The organism is Ruegeria sp. O6 (assembly GCF_056535045.1).
The window spans coordinates 108,213-128,362 of record NZ_JBQERM010000006.1 but is presented as its reverse complement, the minus strand read 5'-3'; the positions used below and the strand labels follow the sequence as shown (position 1 = coordinate 128,362).

Annotated in this window: 18 protein-coding genes and 1 pseudogene; 13 read left to right on the top strand and 6 right to left on the bottom strand. The window is 58.0% G+C overall.

Translation table 11 applies throughout. From position 1 onward, the window contains the following. Nucleotides 1–48: 48 nt before the first annotated feature. Together ACR0DY_RS10225 and ACR0DY_RS10220 are read left to right on the top strand one after the other, a co-directional pair. Complete coding sequence (locus ACR0DY_RS10225; RefSeq protein ID WP_480482132.1) at nt 49–951, top strand: LysR family transcriptional regulator; 903 nt, start codon at nt 49–51, stop codon at nt 949–951. Between the two features lie 131 nt (nt 952–1,082). Continuing rightward, complete coding sequence (locus tag ACR0DY_RS10220) at nt 1,083–1,784, top strand: SDR family oxidoreductase (RefSeq protein WP_480482134.1); 702 nt, start codon at nt 1,083–1,085, stop codon at nt 1,782–1,784. A 2-nt stretch (nt 1,785–1,786) separates the two neighbouring features. Here the strand turns inward: ACR0DY_RS10220 and ACR0DY_RS10215 are convergent, their stop codons facing one another. The 3 genes from ACR0DY_RS10215 to ACR0DY_RS10205 form a co-directional block, all read right to left on the bottom strand. Next, on the bottom strand, nt 1,787–3,058 hold the full coding sequence (locus tag ACR0DY_RS10215; RefSeq protein WP_480546116.1) for an NAD(P)/FAD-dependent oxidoreductase: 1,272 nt from the start codon (nt 3,056–3,058) through the stop codon (nt 1,787–1,789). A 176-nt stretch (nt 3,059–3,234) separates the two neighbouring features. Next, on the bottom strand, nt 3,235–4,392 hold the full coding sequence (locus tag ACR0DY_RS10210; RefSeq protein WP_480482138.1) for an acyl-CoA dehydrogenase family protein: 1,158 nt from the start codon (nt 4,390–4,392) through the stop codon (nt 3,235–3,237). Nucleotides 4,393–4,534: 142 nt separating this feature from the next. Continuing rightward, nucleotides 4,535–5,098: a TetR/AcrR family transcriptional regulator gene (locus ACR0DY_RS10205; protein ID WP_480482140.1), complete on the bottom strand. Its 564-nt coding sequence runs from the start codon at nt 5,096–5,098 to the stop codon at nt 4,535–4,537. A gap of 303 nt (nt 5,099–5,401) precedes the next feature. Here ACR0DY_RS10205 and ACR0DY_RS10200 point away from each other — a divergent pair, with 303 nt between their 5' ends. After that, entirely contained in the window at nt 5,402–5,866 is a 465-nt protein-coding gene (locus ACR0DY_RS10200) for a nuclear transport factor 2 family protein (protein ID WP_209504702.1), read from the top strand. An 11-nt stretch (nt 5,867–5,877) separates the two neighbouring features. Continuing rightward, complete coding sequence (locus ACR0DY_RS10195; RefSeq protein WP_480482142.1) at nt 5,878–6,498, top strand: pyridoxamine 5'-phosphate oxidase family protein; 621 nt, start codon at nt 5,878–5,880, stop codon at nt 6,496–6,498. A gap of 220 nt (nt 6,499–6,718) precedes the next feature. Here ACR0DY_RS10195 and ACR0DY_RS10190 read toward each other — a convergent pair whose 3' ends face one another. Continuing rightward, complete coding sequence (locus ACR0DY_RS10190; protein ID WP_480546117.1) at nt 6,719–7,381, bottom strand: TetR/AcrR family transcriptional regulator; 663 nt, start codon at nt 7,379–7,381, stop codon at nt 6,719–6,721. A gap of 65 nt (nt 7,382–7,446) precedes the next feature. Here ACR0DY_RS10190 and ACR0DY_RS10185 point away from each other — a divergent pair, with 65 nt between their 5' ends. The 8 genes and pseudogenes from ACR0DY_RS10185 to ACR0DY_RS10150 all read left to right on the top strand — a co-directional run bounded on the left by ACR0DY_RS10185 (nt 7,447) and on the right by ACR0DY_RS10150 (nt 18,433). Next, nucleotides 7,447–8,763 (top strand): flavin-containing monooxygenase, encoded by a 1,317-nt coding sequence (locus ACR0DY_RS10185; protein WP_480546118.1) that lies wholly within the window; start codon nt 7,447–7,449, stop codon nt 8,761–8,763. Then, nucleotides 8,760–9,662, top strand: coding sequence for a bile acid:sodium symporter family protein (locus ACR0DY_RS10180; protein ID WP_480482148.1), 903 nt, complete (start codon nt 8,760–8,762; stop codon nt 9,660–9,662). The genes ACR0DY_RS10185 and ACR0DY_RS10180 overlap by 4 nt, the downstream gene beginning before the upstream one ends. Beyond that, entirely contained in the window at nt 9,659–10,591 is a 933-nt protein-coding gene (locus ACR0DY_RS10175) for an SDR family oxidoreductase (protein ID WP_480826703.1), read from the top strand. Before ACR0DY_RS10180 ends, ACR0DY_RS10175 begins: the two co-directional genes overlap by 4 nt. Then, nucleotides 10,588–11,352, top strand: coding sequence for an SDR family NAD(P)-dependent oxidoreductase (locus ACR0DY_RS10170; protein ID WP_480482152.1), 765 nt, complete (start codon nt 10,588–10,590; stop codon nt 11,350–11,352). Before ACR0DY_RS10175 ends, ACR0DY_RS10170 begins: the two co-directional genes overlap by 4 nt. Nucleotides 11,353–11,431: 79 nt before the next feature. Next, nucleotides 11,432–13,900, top strand: coding sequence for a heavy metal translocating P-type ATPase (locus ACR0DY_RS10165; RefSeq protein WP_480546120.1), 2,469 nt, complete (start codon nt 11,432–11,434; stop codon nt 13,898–13,900). Then, nucleotides 13,897–14,286 (top strand): Cu(I)-responsive transcriptional regulator, encoded by a 390-nt coding sequence (gene cueR, locus ACR0DY_RS10160; protein ID WP_209504709.1) that lies wholly within the window; start codon nt 13,897–13,899, stop codon nt 14,284–14,286. The genes ACR0DY_RS10165 and cueR overlap by 4 nt, the downstream gene beginning before the upstream one ends. Nucleotides 14,287–14,381: 95 nt before the next feature. Beyond that, a pseudogene (locus ACR0DY_RS10155) lies at nt 14,382–15,260 on the top strand (NAD(P)-dependent oxidoreductase); the annotation flags it as partial. 107 nt (nt 15,261–15,367) lie between these two features. Beyond that, nucleotides 15,368–18,433: an aminotransferase class III-fold pyridoxal phosphate-dependent enzyme gene (locus tag ACR0DY_RS10150; protein WP_480898204.1), complete on the top strand. Its 3,066-nt coding sequence runs from the start codon at nt 15,368–15,370 to the stop codon at nt 18,431–18,433. Nucleotides 18,434–18,482: 49 nt separating this feature from the next. Here ACR0DY_RS10150 and ACR0DY_RS10145 read toward each other — a convergent pair whose 3' ends face one another. Beyond that, on the bottom strand, nt 18,483–18,959 hold the full coding sequence (locus ACR0DY_RS10145; protein WP_480898202.1) for a hypothetical protein: 477 nt from the start codon (nt 18,957–18,959) through the stop codon (nt 18,483–18,485). After that, the gene (gene hemP / locus ACR0DY_RS10140; protein ID WP_209504713.1) at nt 18,956–19,123 is read right to left on the bottom strand and encodes a hemin uptake protein HemP; all 168 of its coding nucleotides are present in this window, start codon (nt 19,121–19,123) and stop codon (nt 18,956–18,958) included. Before hemP ends, ACR0DY_RS10145 begins: the two co-directional genes overlap by 4 nt. Nucleotides 19,124–19,340: 217 nt before the next feature. On the opposite strand from hemP, the gene gph reads away from it, so the two are divergent. Next, the gene (gene gph / locus ACR0DY_RS10135; protein WP_480482160.1) at nt 19,341–20,000 is read left to right on the top strand and encodes a phosphoglycolate phosphatase; all 660 of its coding nucleotides are present in this window, start codon (nt 19,341–19,343) and stop codon (nt 19,998–20,000) included. Nucleotides 20,001–20,150: the final 150 nt, after the last annotated feature.

Genomic DNA, 20,150 nt, shown 5'->3' with positions numbered 1-20,150 from the left:
GTACCCCGCCATGGACAGCAAAACCATTCATGATTAATCATAAATGGTATGAGCAAATTCGATTTCATTGACCTCGACGGCAAGGTTCTACGCACTTTTTTGACGATACTCGAGGAAAACTCGGTCTCGAAAGCCGCAGATCGGCTGGGGGTTACGCAATCTGCGATCAGTCATACTCTGGCCAAACTGCGGCAGGTCCTGGGCGACCCGCTGTTTGTTCGCTCAGGTCAGGGTCTGACGCCAACCGAACGCGCCCTGTCCCTGAAAGAGCCTGCGCAAAAGGTACTGGACGGGATGCGCGCGCTGACCGACGGCCGGCCGTTCGATCCTTTGTCGGAACAGATCAACATCCGCATCGCCACCAATGACATGCCACGAGAGCTGATCTTTCCATGGTTGCTGCGTGACACACGCGCCGAAGGCGCGCGCCTGCGGTTGGAATTCATCCCATCGGGTGTGCCCGACCCCGAATTGTTGCGCAGCGACCGGTGCCAGTTGATGCTAACCCCGCTGCCGCCCGACGGACCGGATATTTTCCAGAAAAGACTGATCGAAAGCCCGCTGATGGTGTTCTACGACGCCACGCAACGCACGCCCCCGGACAGCTGGCAGGACTATTGCCACAGCGACCATGTCGAAGTGCGCTTTGCCGATGGCCGAAACGCCCGTGCCGTTATGCGCGGCGTTGATCAAAGCCAGATCAATCCTGCGGTTGTAACCCTGCCGCATTTCAACGCGATCCCGGCCTTTGTGCAGGGCAGCGACCTGATCTCGACAGATACGGCACTGATGAAACAGGGCCCACTTGCCGCGCTGGATTGCGCACCTTTACCCTTCGCCTGTCCCCCTGTGTCCATCTACATGGTCTGGCATCAAAGATCGGCCAATGACCCCGCCCACCGCTGGTTACGCGACCGGATAGAAGCCATCGCAGCGTCCCTTCAGACCTGAGACAGCCGTCAGCTGCGCATAACAAAGGCCAGGTTCGGCTGCGGGACACGGTTACGAGTACTCAACAAAACTGATTGGTCAAACCGCAAATCATTCGCCATCCTGAAACCAAATCAAAACGGAGACGTCAGATGGAGAAAGTAGCACTGATCACAGCAGGCGGCAGCGGCATGGGCGCGGATTCCGCGAGACGGCTGGCCGCGGACGGTTTCAAGGTCGGGATTCTGTCATCCTCGGGCAAGGGCGAAGCGCTGGCGCATGAGTTGGGAGGAGTCGGTGTAACCGGCTCGAACCAGTCCACGGAGGATCTGCAAAAGCTTGTTGATGCGGCCATGGCCCATTGGGGGCGTATTGACGTTCTGGTCAATTCCGCTGGTCACGGCCCCCGTGCCCCGATCCTTGAGTTGACGGACGAAGATTGGCACACCGGTATGGACGTCTATTTCATGAATGCGGTCCGCCCTTCGCGGCTTGTGACGCCGATCATGCAGGCGCAGGGCGGTGGATCGATCATCAATATCTCAACCTTCGCCGCGTTCGAACCTGACCCGGTTTTCCCGACCTCGGGCGTGTTTCGCGCCGGGCTGGCCGCCTTCACCAAACTGTTCTCGGACAAATACGCTGCCGAAAACATCCGCATGAACAACATCCTGCCCGGTTTCATCGACAGCCTGCCCGAAAAAGAAGAATTCCGAGCACGCATTCCCATGGGGCGCTATGGGCGCAGTTATGACGAGGTCGCTTCGGTCGTGGCCCTGCTGGCATCCGAGGGCGGTGGCTACATCACCGGGCAGAATATCCGGGTTGATGGTGGCATCACCCGCTCGGTCTGAGCTCAGAACCGCGCCTTTATCAGATGCGTCAGCGCCGCACCGGATTCAAAAAAGGCGCGGCGCACGCGCGTCCAGCTTTCGCGATGCTCAAGCACCGCAGGAACGGGCAAAAGCGAAAGCTCAGCTGCAAGAAGACTTTCGGCCATCATTCGACCGAACACCGTGCCGGGGCCAATACCACGGCCGGAATACCCGTGCGCGGCCAGAGCGTTAGGGCCAATCTGCGTGATTTTCGGGATATGGTCCGAAGTCATGGCAATCCGACCGTGCCAACCCTGTTCAAACGGCTGATCGGCAAGCTGAGGATAAAGCTCAGCCAGTTTGCGTCGGACCCATCCGGTATGCGCGCTGCGGCCTGCATTCCCCAGATCGCCCATGCCGCCAATGATCATCCGCCCCGCCTGATCCAGCCGGAAGGACGTCATGATCAGCCCTGTATCCCAGCAACCTTCTGCCTGCGGCAGGATGCTGGCGCGCAGATTATGCGACAGCGGGGCCGTAGCGTATTGAAAATAATAAACGGGAACATAGGCGGGCGCAGTATCTGGCAAGCCAAGGTGATAGGCGTTGGTTGCCTGAATGACGGACTTGGCCCTTACAGCCCCTCCCGGTGTGGTCAGCACCCATTGGCCACCTTCGTACCGAAGGGTTTGCACTGGACTTTGTTCATGTATCTGCGCCCCGGCCTGAGACGCGGCACGCGCCAATCCCATGACATAAGCCAAGGGTTGTATGGTTCCTGCGCGAGGATCGAACAACGCCCCATGGAAAGCATCGCTACCGGTCCGGTCACGGGCCTGATCCGCCGACAGCAGCTCTACCGGCGCGCCAGACCCGCTTAGCTGGGCATGGCGCGTTTGCAGGTTCTTCAGCCCCGAGGCGGAATGCGCGCAATGCAGGGTTCCGTTGCGAATGGGCTCACATGCGATGCCGTGTTCTTCGATCAGGGAAAATACGTCCGACGGTGCCTTGCCCAGCAGATCGATCAGGCGATCGCCAGCCTCTGCACCGATATGCGCGCGAATGTCATCCGGTGGCAGCCACAGCCCGGCATTGACCAGACCGACATTGCGCCCCGACCCGCCAAACCCGATCTTCTGCGCTTCAAGCAAACAGACCGAAGCGCCGGACCGGGCTGCCGTCAAAGCAGCTGAACACCCGGTATATCCGCCACCTATGATGGCCAGATCAACGGTTGTATCACTGCTCAGCGGCAGAGCTGTGACTGCTTCGGTACATGTAGTCCGCCACAGGGTTTGTTCGGGATCGTTCACGTCTGACCTCTGAGTCTTTTTGGCGGATCATCATACCGCTGCACGTCCTTTGCAAGTGGGCAACTGCGGTCGGGTCAGCAAAGAAAAAACCCCGCAAGCACGGGCCTGCGAGGTCCAAAAGAAGCGAATAGTCCGTCAGGGATGATGACATCAGGCAAGAGGCCGCCCGGATACCTTCAGACGTCGAGCGACCGTGCAATCACCTCTTTCATGACCTCGTTGGTGCCGCCGTAAATCATCTGCACGCGCGCGTCTGCGTAGAGGCGGGCAATTGGATATTCCATCATAAAACCGTAGCCGCCGAACAGCTGCAGGCATTCGTGCATGATTTCGTTCTGCACCTCCGAGCCCCAGTATTTGGCCATCGAGGCGGTTGCCGCGTCCAGTTCTCCTGCCTCCAGCTTGCCGATACAGTCATTGACGAAACTGCGCAGAACCTCGGCCTTGGTCTTGCATTCTGCAAGCTTGAAACGCGTGTTCTGGAAATCCATCACCCGCTGACCGAACGCTTTGCGCTCCTGCACGTACTTTACTGTTTCGGCAATGGCAAAATCTATCGAACCCAGCGCCATGATCGCGATATTCAGCCGTTCCCATGGCAGTTGCTTCATCAGCTGATAAAACCCCTGACCTTCCTCAGCCCCCAGCAGGTTCGTCATCGGAACTTTGACATCTTCGAAAAACAGTTCGGCCGTGTCGTTGCCCTTCATCCCCAGTTTCTTGAGGTTGCGCCCCCTGCGAAACCCCTCGGCCCCCTCGGTTTCGACCACGATCAATGACACACCCCGCGCGCCCTCGGACTTGTCAGTCTTGGCGGCCACGATGATCAGATCAGCCGTCTGGCCATTCGTGATGAAAATTTTCGAGCCATTCAGCCGGTAGGAGTTTCCGTCTTTCTCGGCTGTTGTGCGCACAGCCTGAACATCCGAGCCGGTGCTAGGTTCCGTCATGGCAAGTGCGCCGACCATTTCGCCCGAAGCCAGTTTGGGCAGCCATTTCCGTTTCTGATCTTCGCTGCCATAGGCGGTAAGATAATGGGTCACGATCGACTGAATACCATAGCCCCAGCCGGCGTCGCCCCGTGCGCCCTGTTCGTACGCAGTGATGGCGTCAAAGCCCATACCACCGCCGACGCCGCCATATTCTTCGGGGATTGCACCAGCCATCAGGCCGGTTTCACCCGCTTTGCGCCAGAAGTCGCGATCAACGGCCCCGTTTTCAACCCAGGTTTCGATATTCGGTGACAGTTCGTCATCCATGAACCGGCCAGCCATATCTGCAAACATGCGGTGTTCGTCGGTGACCCATGCTGCGGTCGAAGTGAAAAGTGACATCAAAGGCTCTCCAAACTGTCTTTCGCAAAAGCCTAGCGGTCCGCCCGATTCCCGCCAATCCATGTGACGCGGCGTTCCGACTTCGAACAACGCAACGTTTCTATGCTAGGTAACTTAAAGAACCTGCTTGTTTTTAAGGAAATTAAGTCAGCGCCAATGCCAGCAATTGCTGTGCCGCATCCCTGGCGTCTTCCGCAGGATCACAATTCTTGAGCAAAACCGCAGACACGATTGCCCCTTCCTGCAACAACACGATCTGGCTGGCGAGTTTCTGAGGATCACGCGCACCAGCCTGTTCGGCGACGGACGTGAAATGCTCCAGCAACAGCTGTTTATGTTCGGCTGCCTGCACATGGATCGGATGATCTGTTTCCTGATATTCTGCCCCGGCCTTGATGAACATGCAGCCCCGGAACCCATCTTCTTCGAACCATTCCTTCAAGGCATCAAAACTGACGATGAGTTGCTCGGCCGGTGTATCCGACATCTCGTCAATGCGCTGATAGAACCACTCGCGAAAATTCTCATCCCGCAAGCGCAGAGCGGCTACAATCAGGTCTTCTTTAGTACGGAAATGTTTGTACATCGACGTTTTCGACACGCCCGTTTCCGCCACCAGCTTATCCATGCCGGTCGCGTGAAACCCGTCGCGGTAAAAAACCTTCAGGGCTTTGCGGACAAGTTCATCCCGTTTGTTTGGACGCATGATTCGGCTCCATGGTGTACCGTTCTGTACATATTACCCCGAAACATGAAGTGCAACCGGCCCCGCCCAAAGCATTGTTTTCATTATAATTCATGGCTCACCTTAAACTGCGAGGAAAATTTTCAACTTTTCCTCTTGCAAAAGTTAACAGATCGGTACACCTTATTGCTAAGTTTACCGATCAGTACACCAGAGGATTTGACCGATGAAACGTCGCGCCAGCATATTCCCCCCTCAGTACGTTCCATTTCTTCTGACACTGGCCATTCTTGCCGCTTCTCTGACCTGAAAGCCCCCTGCACCATGTCTCGACCCCCTCTTCCCCCGTTCACGTTGGAAACTGCCACGCAAAAAGTGCGCATGGCAGAGAATGCCTGGAACAGCCGCGATCCCGACCGCGTCACCCCCGCATACACAGATGACAGTCAGTGGCGAAACCGGGCGGAATTTCTGTCAGGGCATGACGAAATTCACGCCTTCCTAAGCCGTAAATGGCACAAGGAGCTGGACTATCGGCTGATCAAGGAACTCTGGGCCTTTACCGGTAATCGCATCGCTGTGCGTTACGCTTACGAATGGCACGACGATAGCGGTCAGTGGTTCCGGTCATATGGCAACGAGAATTGGGAATTTGCCGAAGACGGACGCATGTCGCATCGGCATGCCTCGTTGAATGATCACCCCATAGCCGAAAGCGACCGCTTGTTTCATTGGCCATTGGGTGAGCGCCCCGATGACCATCCCGAGCTGTCTGATCTGGGTCTTTGAAAGGACATACTGTGCCGCGTGCGTTTTCCGAACTGACCTTCACCCCCACCGTCCGCGCCCATCAGGAGCGGATGGGATCGGCAAAAACCTATGCCAAATTCATTGAAGGTGGCCCGCAACAGGGCCATCTGATCGGCGAACCCGAAAAACAGTTCATTCAGGCGCGCGACGGGTTTTATCAATCCTCGGTGTCTGAAACAGGCTGGCCTTATGTGCAGTATCGCGGCGGGCCGGTCGGGTTTCTTAAGGTGCTGGGGCCGCAAACCATCGGATATGCCGATTTTTCGGGCAACAAACAGTATATCTCGCGTGGGAATCTGGATGGCAACGATCGGGTCGCGATGATCCTGATGGATTACGCCAATCAACGCCGTTTAAAGATCCTGGGGCGTGTCGAATTCACGGAGGGTCAAGCCGCCGCTGCCAGCTTGCATCCAGAAGAGGCCGAAGCCCCTGCAGAGCGGGCGGTGATCATACGTGTTGAGGCGCTTGACTGGAACTGCCCGCGCCACATCACGCCGCGTTTCACCGAAGCCGAACTGCGACCGCATCTGAACAGTTTGGGCCAGCAACTCGCGCAGTTGCAGGCTGAAAATGAAAGGCTGAAACAAGAGCTGTCAAAGCTCTCGTGACGCGTAAGACACCACAGATTTTATTGAGTATAAACAGGGAATAAGCCAATGGTTCGTTCGGTCTTTCAGCTTTCTGCGGCGTGCCTTGCCGGAGCGGCCCTGATCCTTATGATCATGATGTTCGGTTTTTTTGTCTCACCCAGCGCCGTCCGAACGTCACCACCTTCTGTGTTCAGCACCATCCTGTTCAACCATTTGCAGCAATAGCAATGCCGCGCGTTCAACCACGACTGGTCTGAACCATCGCTTCGATACCGGCTGCACAAAAATCGATCAGGCGTTCCGCCTCCGACACTCCGCCGCCTTGCGACAGGGCCCCGACCCGCCAGCCACTGTTGAGATGCGCCAGCATTGCCGAAACTGAATAGACCTGGCCGCTGGCCAGCAGCGCAGGGTCAACATCCGGATAAAGCGCAGCGATTTCGTCGATAAAAAGCCGGGCGGTCGGGTCGAAACACTCAGCCGCGATATCGCGCCAGCGGGGATCGACCGAGACATGCGCCACGAGGCGCCCATACGCCATCCATCCCGAACCGCCTGTTTCTGCCAGTTCCACATAAGGCCGGATAAAACTGTCCAGAATGCTGCGCAATGTTAGCGGGCCTGCTTTTCTTGCTTTGGCCAGCGCATCGGTTCTGATTTGTGCCAGCTTGCCCGCACGGCGTTCGATCGCTCGAAAAAACAGCTCCTCCTTGCCGCCGCCATGGTGATGAACAAGGCCAACCTGAACGCCTGCAAGCGCAGCGATATCGCGGATCGACGCGCCTTCGAATCCGCGTTCGGCAAAGACTGTTTCGGCCGCGTCCATGATCCGCGCTTTGGTTTCCAAAGACCGCTTGGACGGTGCCCTTTGTCTTTGCTTTTCTACGTTTTTCAGCGTCATAAAATTCACCTTGCCTTATTTTGGTCGTTCGTTCAATTTAAACCTCACGAACTTTGGGAGGGTTCATGACAGAAACGCGCGACACATTCGCCCTGATTGGGGCGGGGCCAATGGGTTTGGCCGCGGCCAAGGTGCTGAAAGAACAGGGGATCGCATTTCAGGGGTTTGAGTTGCATTCGGATGTGGGCGGTTTGTGGGATATCGATGCCCCACGATCAACCATGTACGAGTCGGCGCACCTGATCTCATCCAAGCGTATGACCGAATTTGCAGATTTCCCCATGGATGACGCGGTTGCCGAGTACCCCTCGCACCGGGCGATGCGCGACTATTTCCGCGCATTTGCGGACCGTTTCGGGTTGCGTGAGGGTTACAAATTCAATGCAGAAGTCACTCAGGTCGCTCCGCTGGGCAATCCGGGTGACGGTTGGCGCGTGTGCTGGCGAGACCAAGATGGCGACCATCAGGCCGAATATGCCGGCGTACTCATTGCGAACGGTACCCTGTCGGAACCGAATGTACCCAGCTTTCCGGGTACATTTGACGGCGAGTTGATCCATGCCTCGCAATATCGGTACCCAAGCCAATTCGACGGCAAGCGTGTGCTGGTCGTGGGCGCAGGCAATTCCGGCTGTGACATCGCAGTCGACGCCATCCACCACGCGAAACGCTGCGATCTGTCGATGCGGCGCGGGTATTATTTCGTCCCGAAATACGTCTTTGGCAAACCCGCTGACACAATAGGTGGAAAGACCCGTCTGCCGATGTGGCTGAAGCGTAAGGTCGACAGCCTGATCCTTGGCTGGTTTGTCGGCGATCCACAGAAATACGGCTTTCCCAAACCGGGTTACAAGCTGTACGAAAGCCACCCCGTGGTGAATTCGCTGGTTCTGTATCACGCAGGCCATGGCGATCTGAGCATCCGCCCGGATATTGCCCGGCTGGAGGGCCACACCGTGCATTTCAAGGACGGCTCCTGCGACGACTATGACATGATCCTCGCCGCGACCGGATACAAACTGCATTACCCGTTCATCGACAAAGGCCTGCTGAACTGGCAGGGCGACGCCCCGCATCTGTATTTGAACACGATACATCCCGAACGGGACGATCTGTTCGTGCTGGGCATGGTCGAAGCCACGGGCCTGGGCTGGCAAGGCAGGCACGAGCAGGCCGAGATGGTGGCGCGCTACATCAAGGGGCTTCGACACGGCTGCCCCGTGGCAGCCGATCTGCACGCAGAAAAGCAAAAAGACTATGCCCGCGCCACCGGAGGCATGAACTATATCGATCTGCCCCGCATGGCCTATTACGTGGACAAGAATACTTACAGAAAGGCTGTCACCGGCTGGATCGACCGGCTGCGGAAGGCCGCCGCATGAGTGGTATTGACCAGATCACACTGAATTTCAGTCCGGCGTCTCTGACGCTGTTGAATGCTATTCTGGCAATCGTGATGTTCTCGATTGCCATCGACCTAACGCCTCGGGATTTTGACCGTTTAAGGCGTGCACCCAAACCAGTGGTTGTCGGATTGTTTTCACAACTCGTCGTCCTGCCTGCGCTGACCTTTGTGATGGTGTGGATTGCAGCACCGCAACCGTCAATTGCGCTTGGCCTGATCCTTGTCGCGGCCTGCCCAGGGGGCAATATCTCGAACTTCATCACCCACCGCGCGGGCGGGAATGCAGCGCTTTCGGTGTCGATGACAGCCTTCGCCACCATCTGTGCGATCTTCATGACACCTTTCAATATTGCGCTTTGGGGTGGGCTTTACCCACCGACCCGCGCAATCCTGCAACAGACCCAGATCGACCCAATGCAGATCGCAATCCTGGTCGGTCTGATGCTGATCCTGCCGCTGGTTCTGGGAATTACGCTGAATCAACGCCTCCCCGCCTTAACGGCACGGTTGCGCGCACCGCTGCAGCTTCTGTCGATGGGTATCTTTGCTGGGTTTATCGTACTTGCTCTGGCTGCCAACTGGGGGTTTTTCCTTGGGTTTGCCGGGGCTGTTGCCGGGCTTGTAATCCTTCACAACGCCCTGGCGCTGGGGGGCGGTTGGGTTGTGGCCACTCTGACCGGGCTGTCCCCCTTCGATCGCCGCGCCATCACCATTGAGACCGGCATTCAGAACTCCGGGCTTGGGCTCGTCCTGATCTTTGCATTCTTCAACGGTCTTGGCGGCATGGCCGTGGTCGCTGCATTCTGGGGAGTATGGCACGCTATTTCGGGCCTGGCTTTGGCTTCGGTCATGGCACGAACCGAGGCCGCGCGATGACCCGCATCCTGATTACCGGCGCTGCCGGGATGGTCGGGCAAGCGCTGTTGCCCGAACTTGTTGGGCACGAGGTCTTTGCAACCGATCTGAAACGCCCGGTTAACCTGCCGGAAGACGCCTCATATTTGTCCATGGATGTTACAACCGACGCTCCTGCACGTGTGATTGCCAAGGTGAATCCGGATGTGATTGTGCATTTGGCTTCAGTCGTGACGCCGCCGCCGAAGATGGGGCGCGCGACAGCCTATGCTGTCGATGTCGAAGGCACGCGAAATGTGGTGAATGCCGCCATCGCAAACGGGGTGCGCAGACTGGTTGTTACGTCTTCCGGTGCCGCTTATGGCTATCATGCAGACAATCCTGTGCCGTTGCGCGAAGGCGATCCATTGCGCGGCAACCCCGAGTTTCCTTATTCAGATCACAAGCGTCAGGTCGAAGAGATTTTGGCCGAAGCCCGCAGAACCGCCCCCGATCTTGAGCAGGTTGTTCTGCGTGTGGGTACGGTTCTGGGAGCCGGAACCGAGAACCAGATCACCGCCCTGTTTCGAAAGCCCCGGTTGCTGGCGGTGTCCGGCAGCGAAAGCCCGTTTGTCTTTATCTGGACCCGGGACCTGGCACGCATCCTTCAGCGCGCAGCAACCGACGGGCCAGCCGGGATTTACAACGTCGCCGGTGACGGCACGATGGGCGTGAACGACTTGGCGCGCGCCATGGGAAAGCCGGTTCTGCGTCTACCCCCCTGGGTGCTGAAAGCGGCCCTAGCCTTGGCGCGCCCACTGGGTTTATCTCGCTATGGGCCGGAACAGGTAAGGTTCCTTCAATATCGGCCAGTTCTGGATAATTCTGCCCTGAAATCTGAATTCGGCTATTCGCCTGAAAAATCCAGCGCCGAGGTTTTTGCGCTCTGGCAACGGCAGGCCGGGTTATGAAAACCGCGGTCATCTCTGGCGGTGCGGGCGGTTTGGGACAGGCTTTAAGCCGTGCATTGCAAGCCCGTAGGTGGCGGGTGGTGCTGTTAGACCTTGATGTGTCCGGTCTGCAAACAGAACCGAACCAACTGCCAATTGCCTGTGATCTGACTGACCCCGAACAGCTTGCCAACGCAGCTCAAAGGGCGATCACGTCAAGCGACAGCATTGATCTGGTCATCTACAACGCCGGGGTTACGCAAATTCGGGGGTTTGACCAGTCCGACACGGCCAGTCACCGTGCACTGTTTGATATCAACTATTTTGCAGCCGTTGAGATGGCTCGCGTATTTTTGCAGCCTCTCCGCGCGTCAAAGGGAACACATCTGGCGATCTCGTCGGTGGCTGGTTTCGCTCCGCTCTGCCATCGCACGGCTTATGCAGCCTCAAAACACGCGCTTGAGGGTTTTTTCAAATCGCTTCGATCCGAAGAAAAGCCACATGGCGTTCAGGTTCAGATTGCAGCGCCGTCTTTTGTGGCCACCAACCCCGGCAACGCAATGGAGCAACCCGATGGAACCGCGCGCCCCGGATCGGCCAAGGACGGAATGGACGAAATGAGCCCCGAGAGCGCCGCCGTGGCGATCCTGCGCGGACTGGACAAATCGCAGCCCATGATCCCGGTCGGACGCGTTGCACACATATCGTGGTGGCTCAACCGTCTGTCACCACGCCTGTATCAGCGCTTAATGGAGCGTAACATGCGCGGGCCGGGATCGTAGAATTTTGCCGCGACCCCCTTGACCTTCCCGTCACTGGAACCCCCATCTGGAGGGCAGAAAACCACGTGGGATGAGTCGCATGGCGCAAAAAGCACTGACAGAACTGAAAATCACCGGCATGGGATGCGCATCCTGTGTGGGCCGTGTCGAGGCTGCACTGCGTGATGTGTCTGGTGTTGATGCGGCCTCGGTCAATTTCGCGACCAAAACGGCACAGGTGGAATTTGACGGGCCAGTTTCGGCCCTGACAGTGGCGCTGGATGCAGCTGGCTATCCGGCTGAAACAAGCCATTCAGATCTGAGCATCGAGGGCATGAACTGCGCATCCTGCGTTGGCAAGATCGAGCGCGCGTTGGCTTCCACCGCTGGCGTGATCGAAGCGCAGGTCAATCTGGCAACTCGGACAGCTACGGTGACTTACGCCACAGCTGCAACTACGCCCGAGGCGCTGGCTCAGGTTGTTACCGGAATTGGATACCCCGCGCGTATCCAAGGCGTTGCGGAACCAGAAAGCCGGGAAGACGATGAAATTCAGCGGCTGGTCCGTTCCACAATACTGGCAGCGGCACTAGCCCTGCCCGTATTCATTCTTGAGATGGGCGGGCACATGATCCCCGTCTTCCACCATTGGATACAGGCGACCATTGGAACGCAGACGAGCCATTTGATTCAATTTGCCCTGACCTCGGCTCTGCTGATCGGACCGGGCCGTGTGTTTTACCGCAAAGGTATCCCGTCGCTGATGCAGGGCACGCCGGACATGAACGCGTTGGTAGCACTTGGGACCGGCGCGGCTTATCTGTATTCGGTCACGGCCACTTTCGCGCCCGACCTGCTGCCGCAGGGTACGGCCAATGTCTATTTCGAAGCGGCCGCGGTGATCGTGGTTCTGATCCTTCTCGGCCGGTTGATGGAGGCACGCGCCAAAGGCAAAACAGGGGCTGCGATCCGAAAACTGGTGGGTTTGCAACCAAAAACCGCACGGGTCGAACTAGACGGACAGATACAGGACCGGCCAATCGCCGAAATCGTTGTCGGAGATATCCTGCACATCCGCCCCGGCGAGCGTGTACCGGTGGATGCCGAAGTGCTTGAAGGCACCTCTTACGTTGATGAGAGCATGATCACCGGCGAGCCTGTGCCTGTTGGCAAGTCGGTGGGAGCGCCTGTTGTCGGCGGCACCGTGAATGGCACCGGCGCTCTACGGGTAAGCGCCACCCGGGTCGGTGGCGACACGGCTCTGGCACAGATCATTCGTATGGTGCAGCAGGCGCAGGGCGCGAAACTGCCTATTCAGGGGTTGGTGGATCGGATTACCTATCGCTTTGTTCCTGCGGTCATCGCTGTTGCGGTGATCACCGTCGCGCTCTGGCTGATCTTCGGCCCCAGCCCGGCCCTTCCCCTTGCGCTTGTCGCAGGTGTTTCAGTTCTGATCATCGCCTGCCCCTGCGCAATGGGGTTGGCGACCCCAACCTCGATCATGGTGGGCACCGGGCGTGCGGCAGAAATGGGCGTTTTGTTCCGCAAGGGGGATGCGTTGCAACAGCTTCAGCAGGCGCGCGTCGTCGCGTTGGACAAGACCGGAACCCTGACGCTGGGGCGCCCCGAACTGGACAGCGTGACAACGGCTAAGGGGTTTGACCGGGAGGAGGTTCTACGGCTGACCGCAGCCCTTGAGGCAAGGTCGGAACACCCGATCGCTTCCGCCATCACCCGAGCGGGGCCCGCGACACTGCCAGAGGCATCGGATGTCCGTTCGCTTACCGGGCTTGGCCTGCAAGGGTTGGTCGAAGGCCGCGACGTGTTAATCGGGTCGCACCGGTTGATGCAGCAGAGTGGGATCACCCTTGGAGCTCTGACGGATGAGGCCGAAACCCGTGCCGCTCAAGGGGCAACTCCTCTGTTCGTGGCTCTGGATGGGCAGGCGGCGGCCACTTTGTCCGTTTCTGACCCGATCAAGCCCGGCACAGTGGAGGCGCTGGACCGGTTGCACCAAATGGGGCTAACCGTGGCCATGATCACCGGTGACAACGCGCGCACGGCGCAGGCTCTGGCCGACCGGCTGGGGATTGATCATGTCACTGCCGAGGTACTGCCTGATGGCAAGGTAGATGCAATAACGGCTTTGCGGGACCGGTTCGGAGTGCTGGCCTTTGTCGGTGACGGGATCAACGATGCCCCCGCTCTTGCGGCGGCTGATATCGGCATCGCCATCGGTACCGGCACGGATGTGGCCATCGAAACAGCCGACGTTGTCCTCATGTCCGGTGATTTGCGGGGCGTCGCGAATGCGACCGAGATCAGCCGCCGGACAATGAAGAATATTCGCCAGAATTTGGGCTGGGCCTTCGGATACAATGTCCTTCTGATACCGGTGGCTGCCGGTGCGCTGTACCCGTTTGGCGGCTATCTGCTATCCCCTGCACTGGCGGCTGGTGCAATGGCACTGTCGAGCGTTTTTGTGGTCTCGAATGCGCTGCGCCTGCGCCGCATTCGCGCCAGCCTGCCGGAAACATCAGGTACGGCCACCAAAGAGGTGCACGCATGAACATCGGAGATGTTTCCGCCCGCACTGGCCTGCCCGCCAAGACGATCCGGTATTATGAGGACATTAACCTGATCAAACCAATGCGCGACGACAATGGCTATCGCCGGTTTCGCGACCAGGACGTGCATAAGCTGAACTTTCTGGGTCGCGCCCGGGCGCTTGGGTTCACCATCGAGGATTGCCGGACCCTGCTGGCACTCTACGAAGATGAGACCCGTGCCAGTGCCGACGTGAAACAGGTTGCACGCGACCATCTTGTTCAGATCGAAACCAAGATCGCAGACCTGAACGCCATGCGCGATACGCTAAGTCACTTGATCGACGCCTGCGCCGGGGACGACCGGCCCGATTGCCCAATCCTACGAGATCTGGGTGGGAAAGGCTGACTTGGGGTTGCCCTTTGGGCGCAGCTTTGCTTTGTCTTCGCCAGAGATTTCGGTCAGGCCTGTTTCGCTGAAGCCGACCGAACAGCGGAGAGGATCACAAAATGGCAAAAGTCGCGTTCCTTGGCCTTGGTGTCATGGGCTATCCCATGGCCGGACATCTGCATGCCGCAGGCCATGACGTCACCGTTTACAACCGTACGACTACCAAGGCCGAGGCCTGGGTCGCGCAGCATGGCGGCGCGATGGCGACCACTCCGGAAGACGCCGTCACGGGTGCTGAGTTTGTCATGGCCTGCGTCGGTAATGACGACGACCTTCGCGCGGTTTGCACCGGAGAGGGCGGCGCGTTTCAGGGCATGTCCGACGGGGCCATTTTTGTCGACCACACGACAGTTTCGGCAAAGGTCACGCGCGAACTTTATGCGGCTGGCCAATCTGAGGGTATCGCTTTTGTGGATGCCCCCGTTTCGGGCGGTCAGGCGGGCGCTGAAAACGGCGTTCTCTCAATTATGTGTGGCGGCGATCAGGCAGCTTATGATGCGGCTGAACCGGTGATGAACGTCTATTCCAAAATCTGCCGTCGACTCGGAGCCAGCGGCGCGGGCCAGATGACCAAGATGTGCAACCAGATCGCGATTGCCGGACTGGTTCAGGGTCTCAGTGAAGCATTGCACTTTGCCGAAAAAGCGGGCTTGGACGGAAAGGCCGTTGTTGAGGTGATCAGCCAGGGTGCGGCGGGCAGCTGGCAGATGGCAAACCGATATGAAACCATGCTGGATGATCAGTTCGAACATGGCTTTGCTGTTGACTGGATGCGCAAGGATCTGGGGATTTGTCTGGATACGGCCAATGAAACCGGTGCGTCTCTGCCGGTGACCGCTCTGGTCGATCAGTTCTACAAGGACGTGCAGAAACTGGGCGGCGGACGATGGGATACGTCATCGCTGTTCAAACGTTTGCGTGCCTTGGATTGAGGGGCCAGGGGGCTGTCTGCCCCCTCTTGTCCCTTTGGGCCAATTCACCCCCGAGGATATTTCCGGCCAGATGAAGAGGATCCCGGATGAGCGGGACGGAGAAAGAAATGAGCGATTTGGTGAACTTCTGGGCAGACGCGCTGCGCCAACACTGGGGGCTGGACGCACGGTTGACCCGGCTGGATGGCGAGTATGACCTAAACTTTCTGGCGCAGGCCAGAAATGGCCAGGACTATGTGCTGAAAGTCATGCGCGCGGGGTGTGACGCGGGCCTGGTAGATCTTCAAATCGAAGCGCTTGCGCATATCGCCTCGGAAGCACCGGGGTTGCCGTTTCCCAAGGTGTTCCCGGCGTTGAACGGCGCAATGTTGCCGGAAATTTCCGATTCCGAAGGGAAATCGCGGCTGGTGTGGTTGCAGGAACGCTTGCCCGGGCGCTGCTATGCACAAGCGAAGCCGAAATCCGAAGAACTGATCCTGAAATTGGGTCGTGTTCTGGGCGCAACAGATCGCGCGCTGGAGGGGTTTCAGCATGAAGCTTTGCACCGCCCAGATTTCAAATGGGACCTGACGCAAGCGAGTTGGATCAATGACAAGCTGGGCGCCATCAGCGATCCCGCGCGTCGGGCGTTGCTTCGGGATATCTGCAACGAATTCACGGCGATCACGGATAGGCTTGAGGGCCTGCCGAAACAGGCCATTCACAACGACGCCAATGATTATAACGTTCTGGTTGAAGGCGAATTGGGCGAGCGGAGGCGGGTTTCCGGCCTGATTGATCTGGGTGACATGTGTGCAGCACCGCGCGTCTGTGACCTTGCAATCGCCGGGGCCTATGTGGTGCTAGATCATGCCAGACCCGAGCGGGCATTAACTGCTCTCATACGGGGGTACCATGCCGCAAACCGACTGCAAGCCGAGGAGATCGACCTGATCTGGCCTCTGCTGTGGATGCGACTGGCAGTATCTGTCCTCAACTCGACCCTGATGGCGGTCGAAAACCCGGACGATCCATATGTGACAATCTCGCAGGCACCTGCGTGGCGGTTTCTTGAGAATGCATCCGTCAACGGCGGACTGATGTCTGCGCGTCTTCGTGCAGCGTGCGGGCTGCCGGTCGTGGACGGCGCAGAACGCATCCATGCGTATCTGCAAGAACATCGCGGCCGGTTTTCCCAACTGTTCGGTCAGGACCTAAGCGATGTTCCTATGGGGTCGTTGTCGGTTGAAAATTGTGTGTGGCCCCAGAACCCTTTCCACATGCCATTGGCCGAGGCCGCACATGTTGGTGAAGAATACGGCGAAGGGCTGTGGCTGGGCTATTACAACGAACCCCGCCTGATTTATGCCGAGCCAGGATTTCGCAAAGGGCCATGGAAAGCCTCGGACCGGCGAACAGTGCATCTGGCGGTGGATGTGTTTGCACCCGCAGGGACGGTGCTGCACGCACCAATGAGCGGGCGGGTCGAAGTGGTCGAGAACCGAGATCATCACCTCGATTACGGTGCGGTGATAATCCTGCACCATGGAACGCCGGATGGCGATCCGTTCTACACGCTCTATGGTCATCTGGACCCGGAATGCTGTGACCGGTTGAAACCCGGCGATCCGGTGGCACAGGGGGCGGCGTTCGCCCGGTTGGGCGACGCCAGCCAGAATGGCGGATGGGCACCGCATGTGCATTTCCAGCTGGCGCTGACAACCAATGGCATGGAGGCGGATTGGCCCGGTGTCGGCGATCCGGATGAGATGGAGTTGTGGCACGCAGTCTGCCCGAACCCGGCGGCCTTACTGAACCTGCCGAATGACAAGGTTTTCTACCAACCCACAGACAAACAGGCGATCCTGCAGGGTCGCCGCGATCACTTTGGCGGCAACCTGTCGCTGACTTATGATGACCCTGTCATGCTCGTACGCGGGTGGAAACATCACCTGTTTGACGAATGGGGCCGCCCCTATCTGGACGCCTATAACAACGTCCCTCATGTGGGTCATGCGCATCCCCGCATTCAAGCTGTAGCGGCGGATCAGTTGAAGCGGATGAACTCGAATACCCGCTACCTGCATCCGGCACAGACAACTTTTGCTGACAAGATCCTGTCCAAACTGCCCGATCACTTCGAGGTCTGCTTCTTCGTCAATTCCGGAACTGAAGCGAACGAACTGGCCCTGCGGCTTGCCCGTGCCCATACCGGCGCCAAGGGGATCGTGACGCCAGACCATGGCTATCACGGCAATACGAATGCGGCTGTGGCGATATCGGCCTACAAGTTCAACAAACCGGGTGGCATCGGGAAAGCCGATTGGGTCGAACTGGTCGAGGTTGCGGACGACTATCGCGGCTCGTTCAAGCGTGACGATGCGGATCGGGCGCAGAAATTTGCTGATCTTGTGGACCCGGCCATTGCTGCCTTGCAGGACCGGGGTCAAGGTCTAGCCGGGTTCATCGCCGAAACTTTCCCATCTGTCGGTGGACAGATTATTCCGCCCAAGGGCTACCTGCCTGCGGTTTATGAAAAAATCCGCGCCGCCGGGGGTGTCTGCATTGCAGATGAGGTACAGACCGGTCTGGGTCGCCTGGGTGAGTATTACTTTGGATTTGAACATCAGGGCGCGCTTCCTGATATCGTGGTGATGGGTAAACCCATTGGTAACGGGCACCCTCTTGGCGTATTGGTAACGACGCGGGCGATTGCCAACAGCTTTAACAACGGGATCGAATTCTTCTCGACCTTTGGCGGATCAACGCTGTCTTGCCGGATCGGCAAGGAAGTATTGGACATCGTCGATGACGAAGGCCTGCAGGACAATGCGCGTCAGATGGGTGAGCGCCTGATGGCGGGGCTGCGCCAGATCGAAGCCGACTTTGGTTGCGTTGGCGACGTACGGGGCATGGGACTGTTTCTGGGTGTTGAGCTGATCAATCCCGACGGAACCGAAGGAACCGAGATTTGCAGCTATGTCAAAAATCGGATGCGTGATCACCGAATTCTGATCGGCAGTGAGGGACCAAAGGACAACATCCTGAAAATCCGCCCACCGCTGACGATTGAGGCCGAGGATGTGGACATGATCCTGTGGGCGCTAAGGGACGTGCTGTCCGAGGTCGGTGACTTCTCTCCTGCTCCGGTTTGCGGTCACGACCATCACCACGCGGGATGCGGGTGCTGCTGAAGGATTGACCCCGGCGCTTTGCCGGGGTTTGACCGTCCTGCAAGCACAGTCAATGCAAAACGGCAGTGCGGGTATCGTGGCCTGTCGTCGGAATCGCATTTCCCGTCGTCATACGCCGGAGCGTCAGGCCCAGTTCCTCCGACAGGGATGCCAGAGCAGGCGCAAAATCCGGGCGCACGATCAGTGACGCCATCATCATCGCGTCTTCGCGTGCCCCTTCGGATGCGGCGGCAACCATTTGGGCAAAACAATTCTCATCCGCGCCCAGAAATGCACACCCCAGACCGTGCCTGATTAGCGGGCGTCGACAATGCGTTGCGCAAAGCGAACACAGACGATCCAGCGTCAGCATGGCGGCACGCCCATAATCTGATCCCAGCGCTATGCAAAAATCGCTCGCGATATCAGCGCGACCGCTTTCACCCTGGCTCCACATCCGCAGATACATCACCGCACCCGCTTCGACTGGATCAAGATCCGCCAGACGGCCGACCGCGGCACCGCCGCGCAATGAATGCGCGCTCATTTCGTCAGGATCAGTTTACCTGCACGGGTGATGCGCAGGGTATACAATTGGTCACCCAACTCGATATGGGCCAGGTGGCCACCTTTGGTCAAATCCTCGGCCTTGTGCGCAGGCAGCATCGAGACAGCATAACCTTGGGTTGGGGTCGGGTTCTGTACGTTCATCGGGGCATCTCCAGAGCGAGTCGGCATGGTGCCATACCTGTTGCGTTTCGTTTTATCTGGCTGACCCGAGAGGGTTGGCTTTCCGTTCCTGTCATTAAATCTGATTATTTTAGTAAGGAATGTCAAGCGCTGTTTCAAATCAGGCGTCATTGAGCCGATTGCGCCCCTGAAAACGACGGGTTAAGACTTGGGGCGGGTATTGAAAGGCAAGCAAAACGTGACCGCAGCAGTTGTTTTTGATCTGGATGGAACGTTGGTCGACAGCGTCGGGGACCTGGCAGCAGCGGCCAATAAAACGCTGAACGGTCTGGGTCACGATCCTGTGCCCGTTGATGTGATCAGAGGGTTTGTTGGCAATGGCCTTCCCAAACTGGTCGAGCGTTTGATGCGACACTGTGATTTGCCCATGGATCGCCACGCGGAACTGACCCAACAGACACTGAAGCATTACAATGCGGCGGTCAGTGCAACGACAGTGCCTTATCCCGGGGTTCTGGAGGCCCTGGAAACACTGAAACAGATGGGTTGCGTTCTTGGTATCTGCACCAACAAACCCGAAGCACCCGCACGTCACGTGCTGGAGGCGCTCAACTTATCCCGGTTCTTCGACGTTGTTTTCGGCGGTGATACATTGCCAATTCGCAAACCGGATCCGGGCCACCTGCTGGAAAGCTTCAAAGCACTTGGGACCTCGGGCACACGCTTGTATGTGGGTGACAGCGAGGTCGACGCAGAAACAGCTGTAAACGCCAGGATACCGTTTCTGCTGTTCACGGAAGGGTACCGCAAAACCCCGGTGGCCAATATACCGCACACCGTTGCTTACAGTGCGTCCGAAACACTGCCGACACTCGTGACCAAATTGATCCAAAACTAAGTAAGTTCACTCGACACGAGTCATAAAACGAATGACTTGGGCTTTCGCAAACCCCAAAAAGTTAAGAGGGGCCGGCCGAGGGGGTGTGACCAGCCCCTCATCGGGGAAAGTAAATACCGTGTTTGTGTGTGGTAAGTACGGTAGGTCATG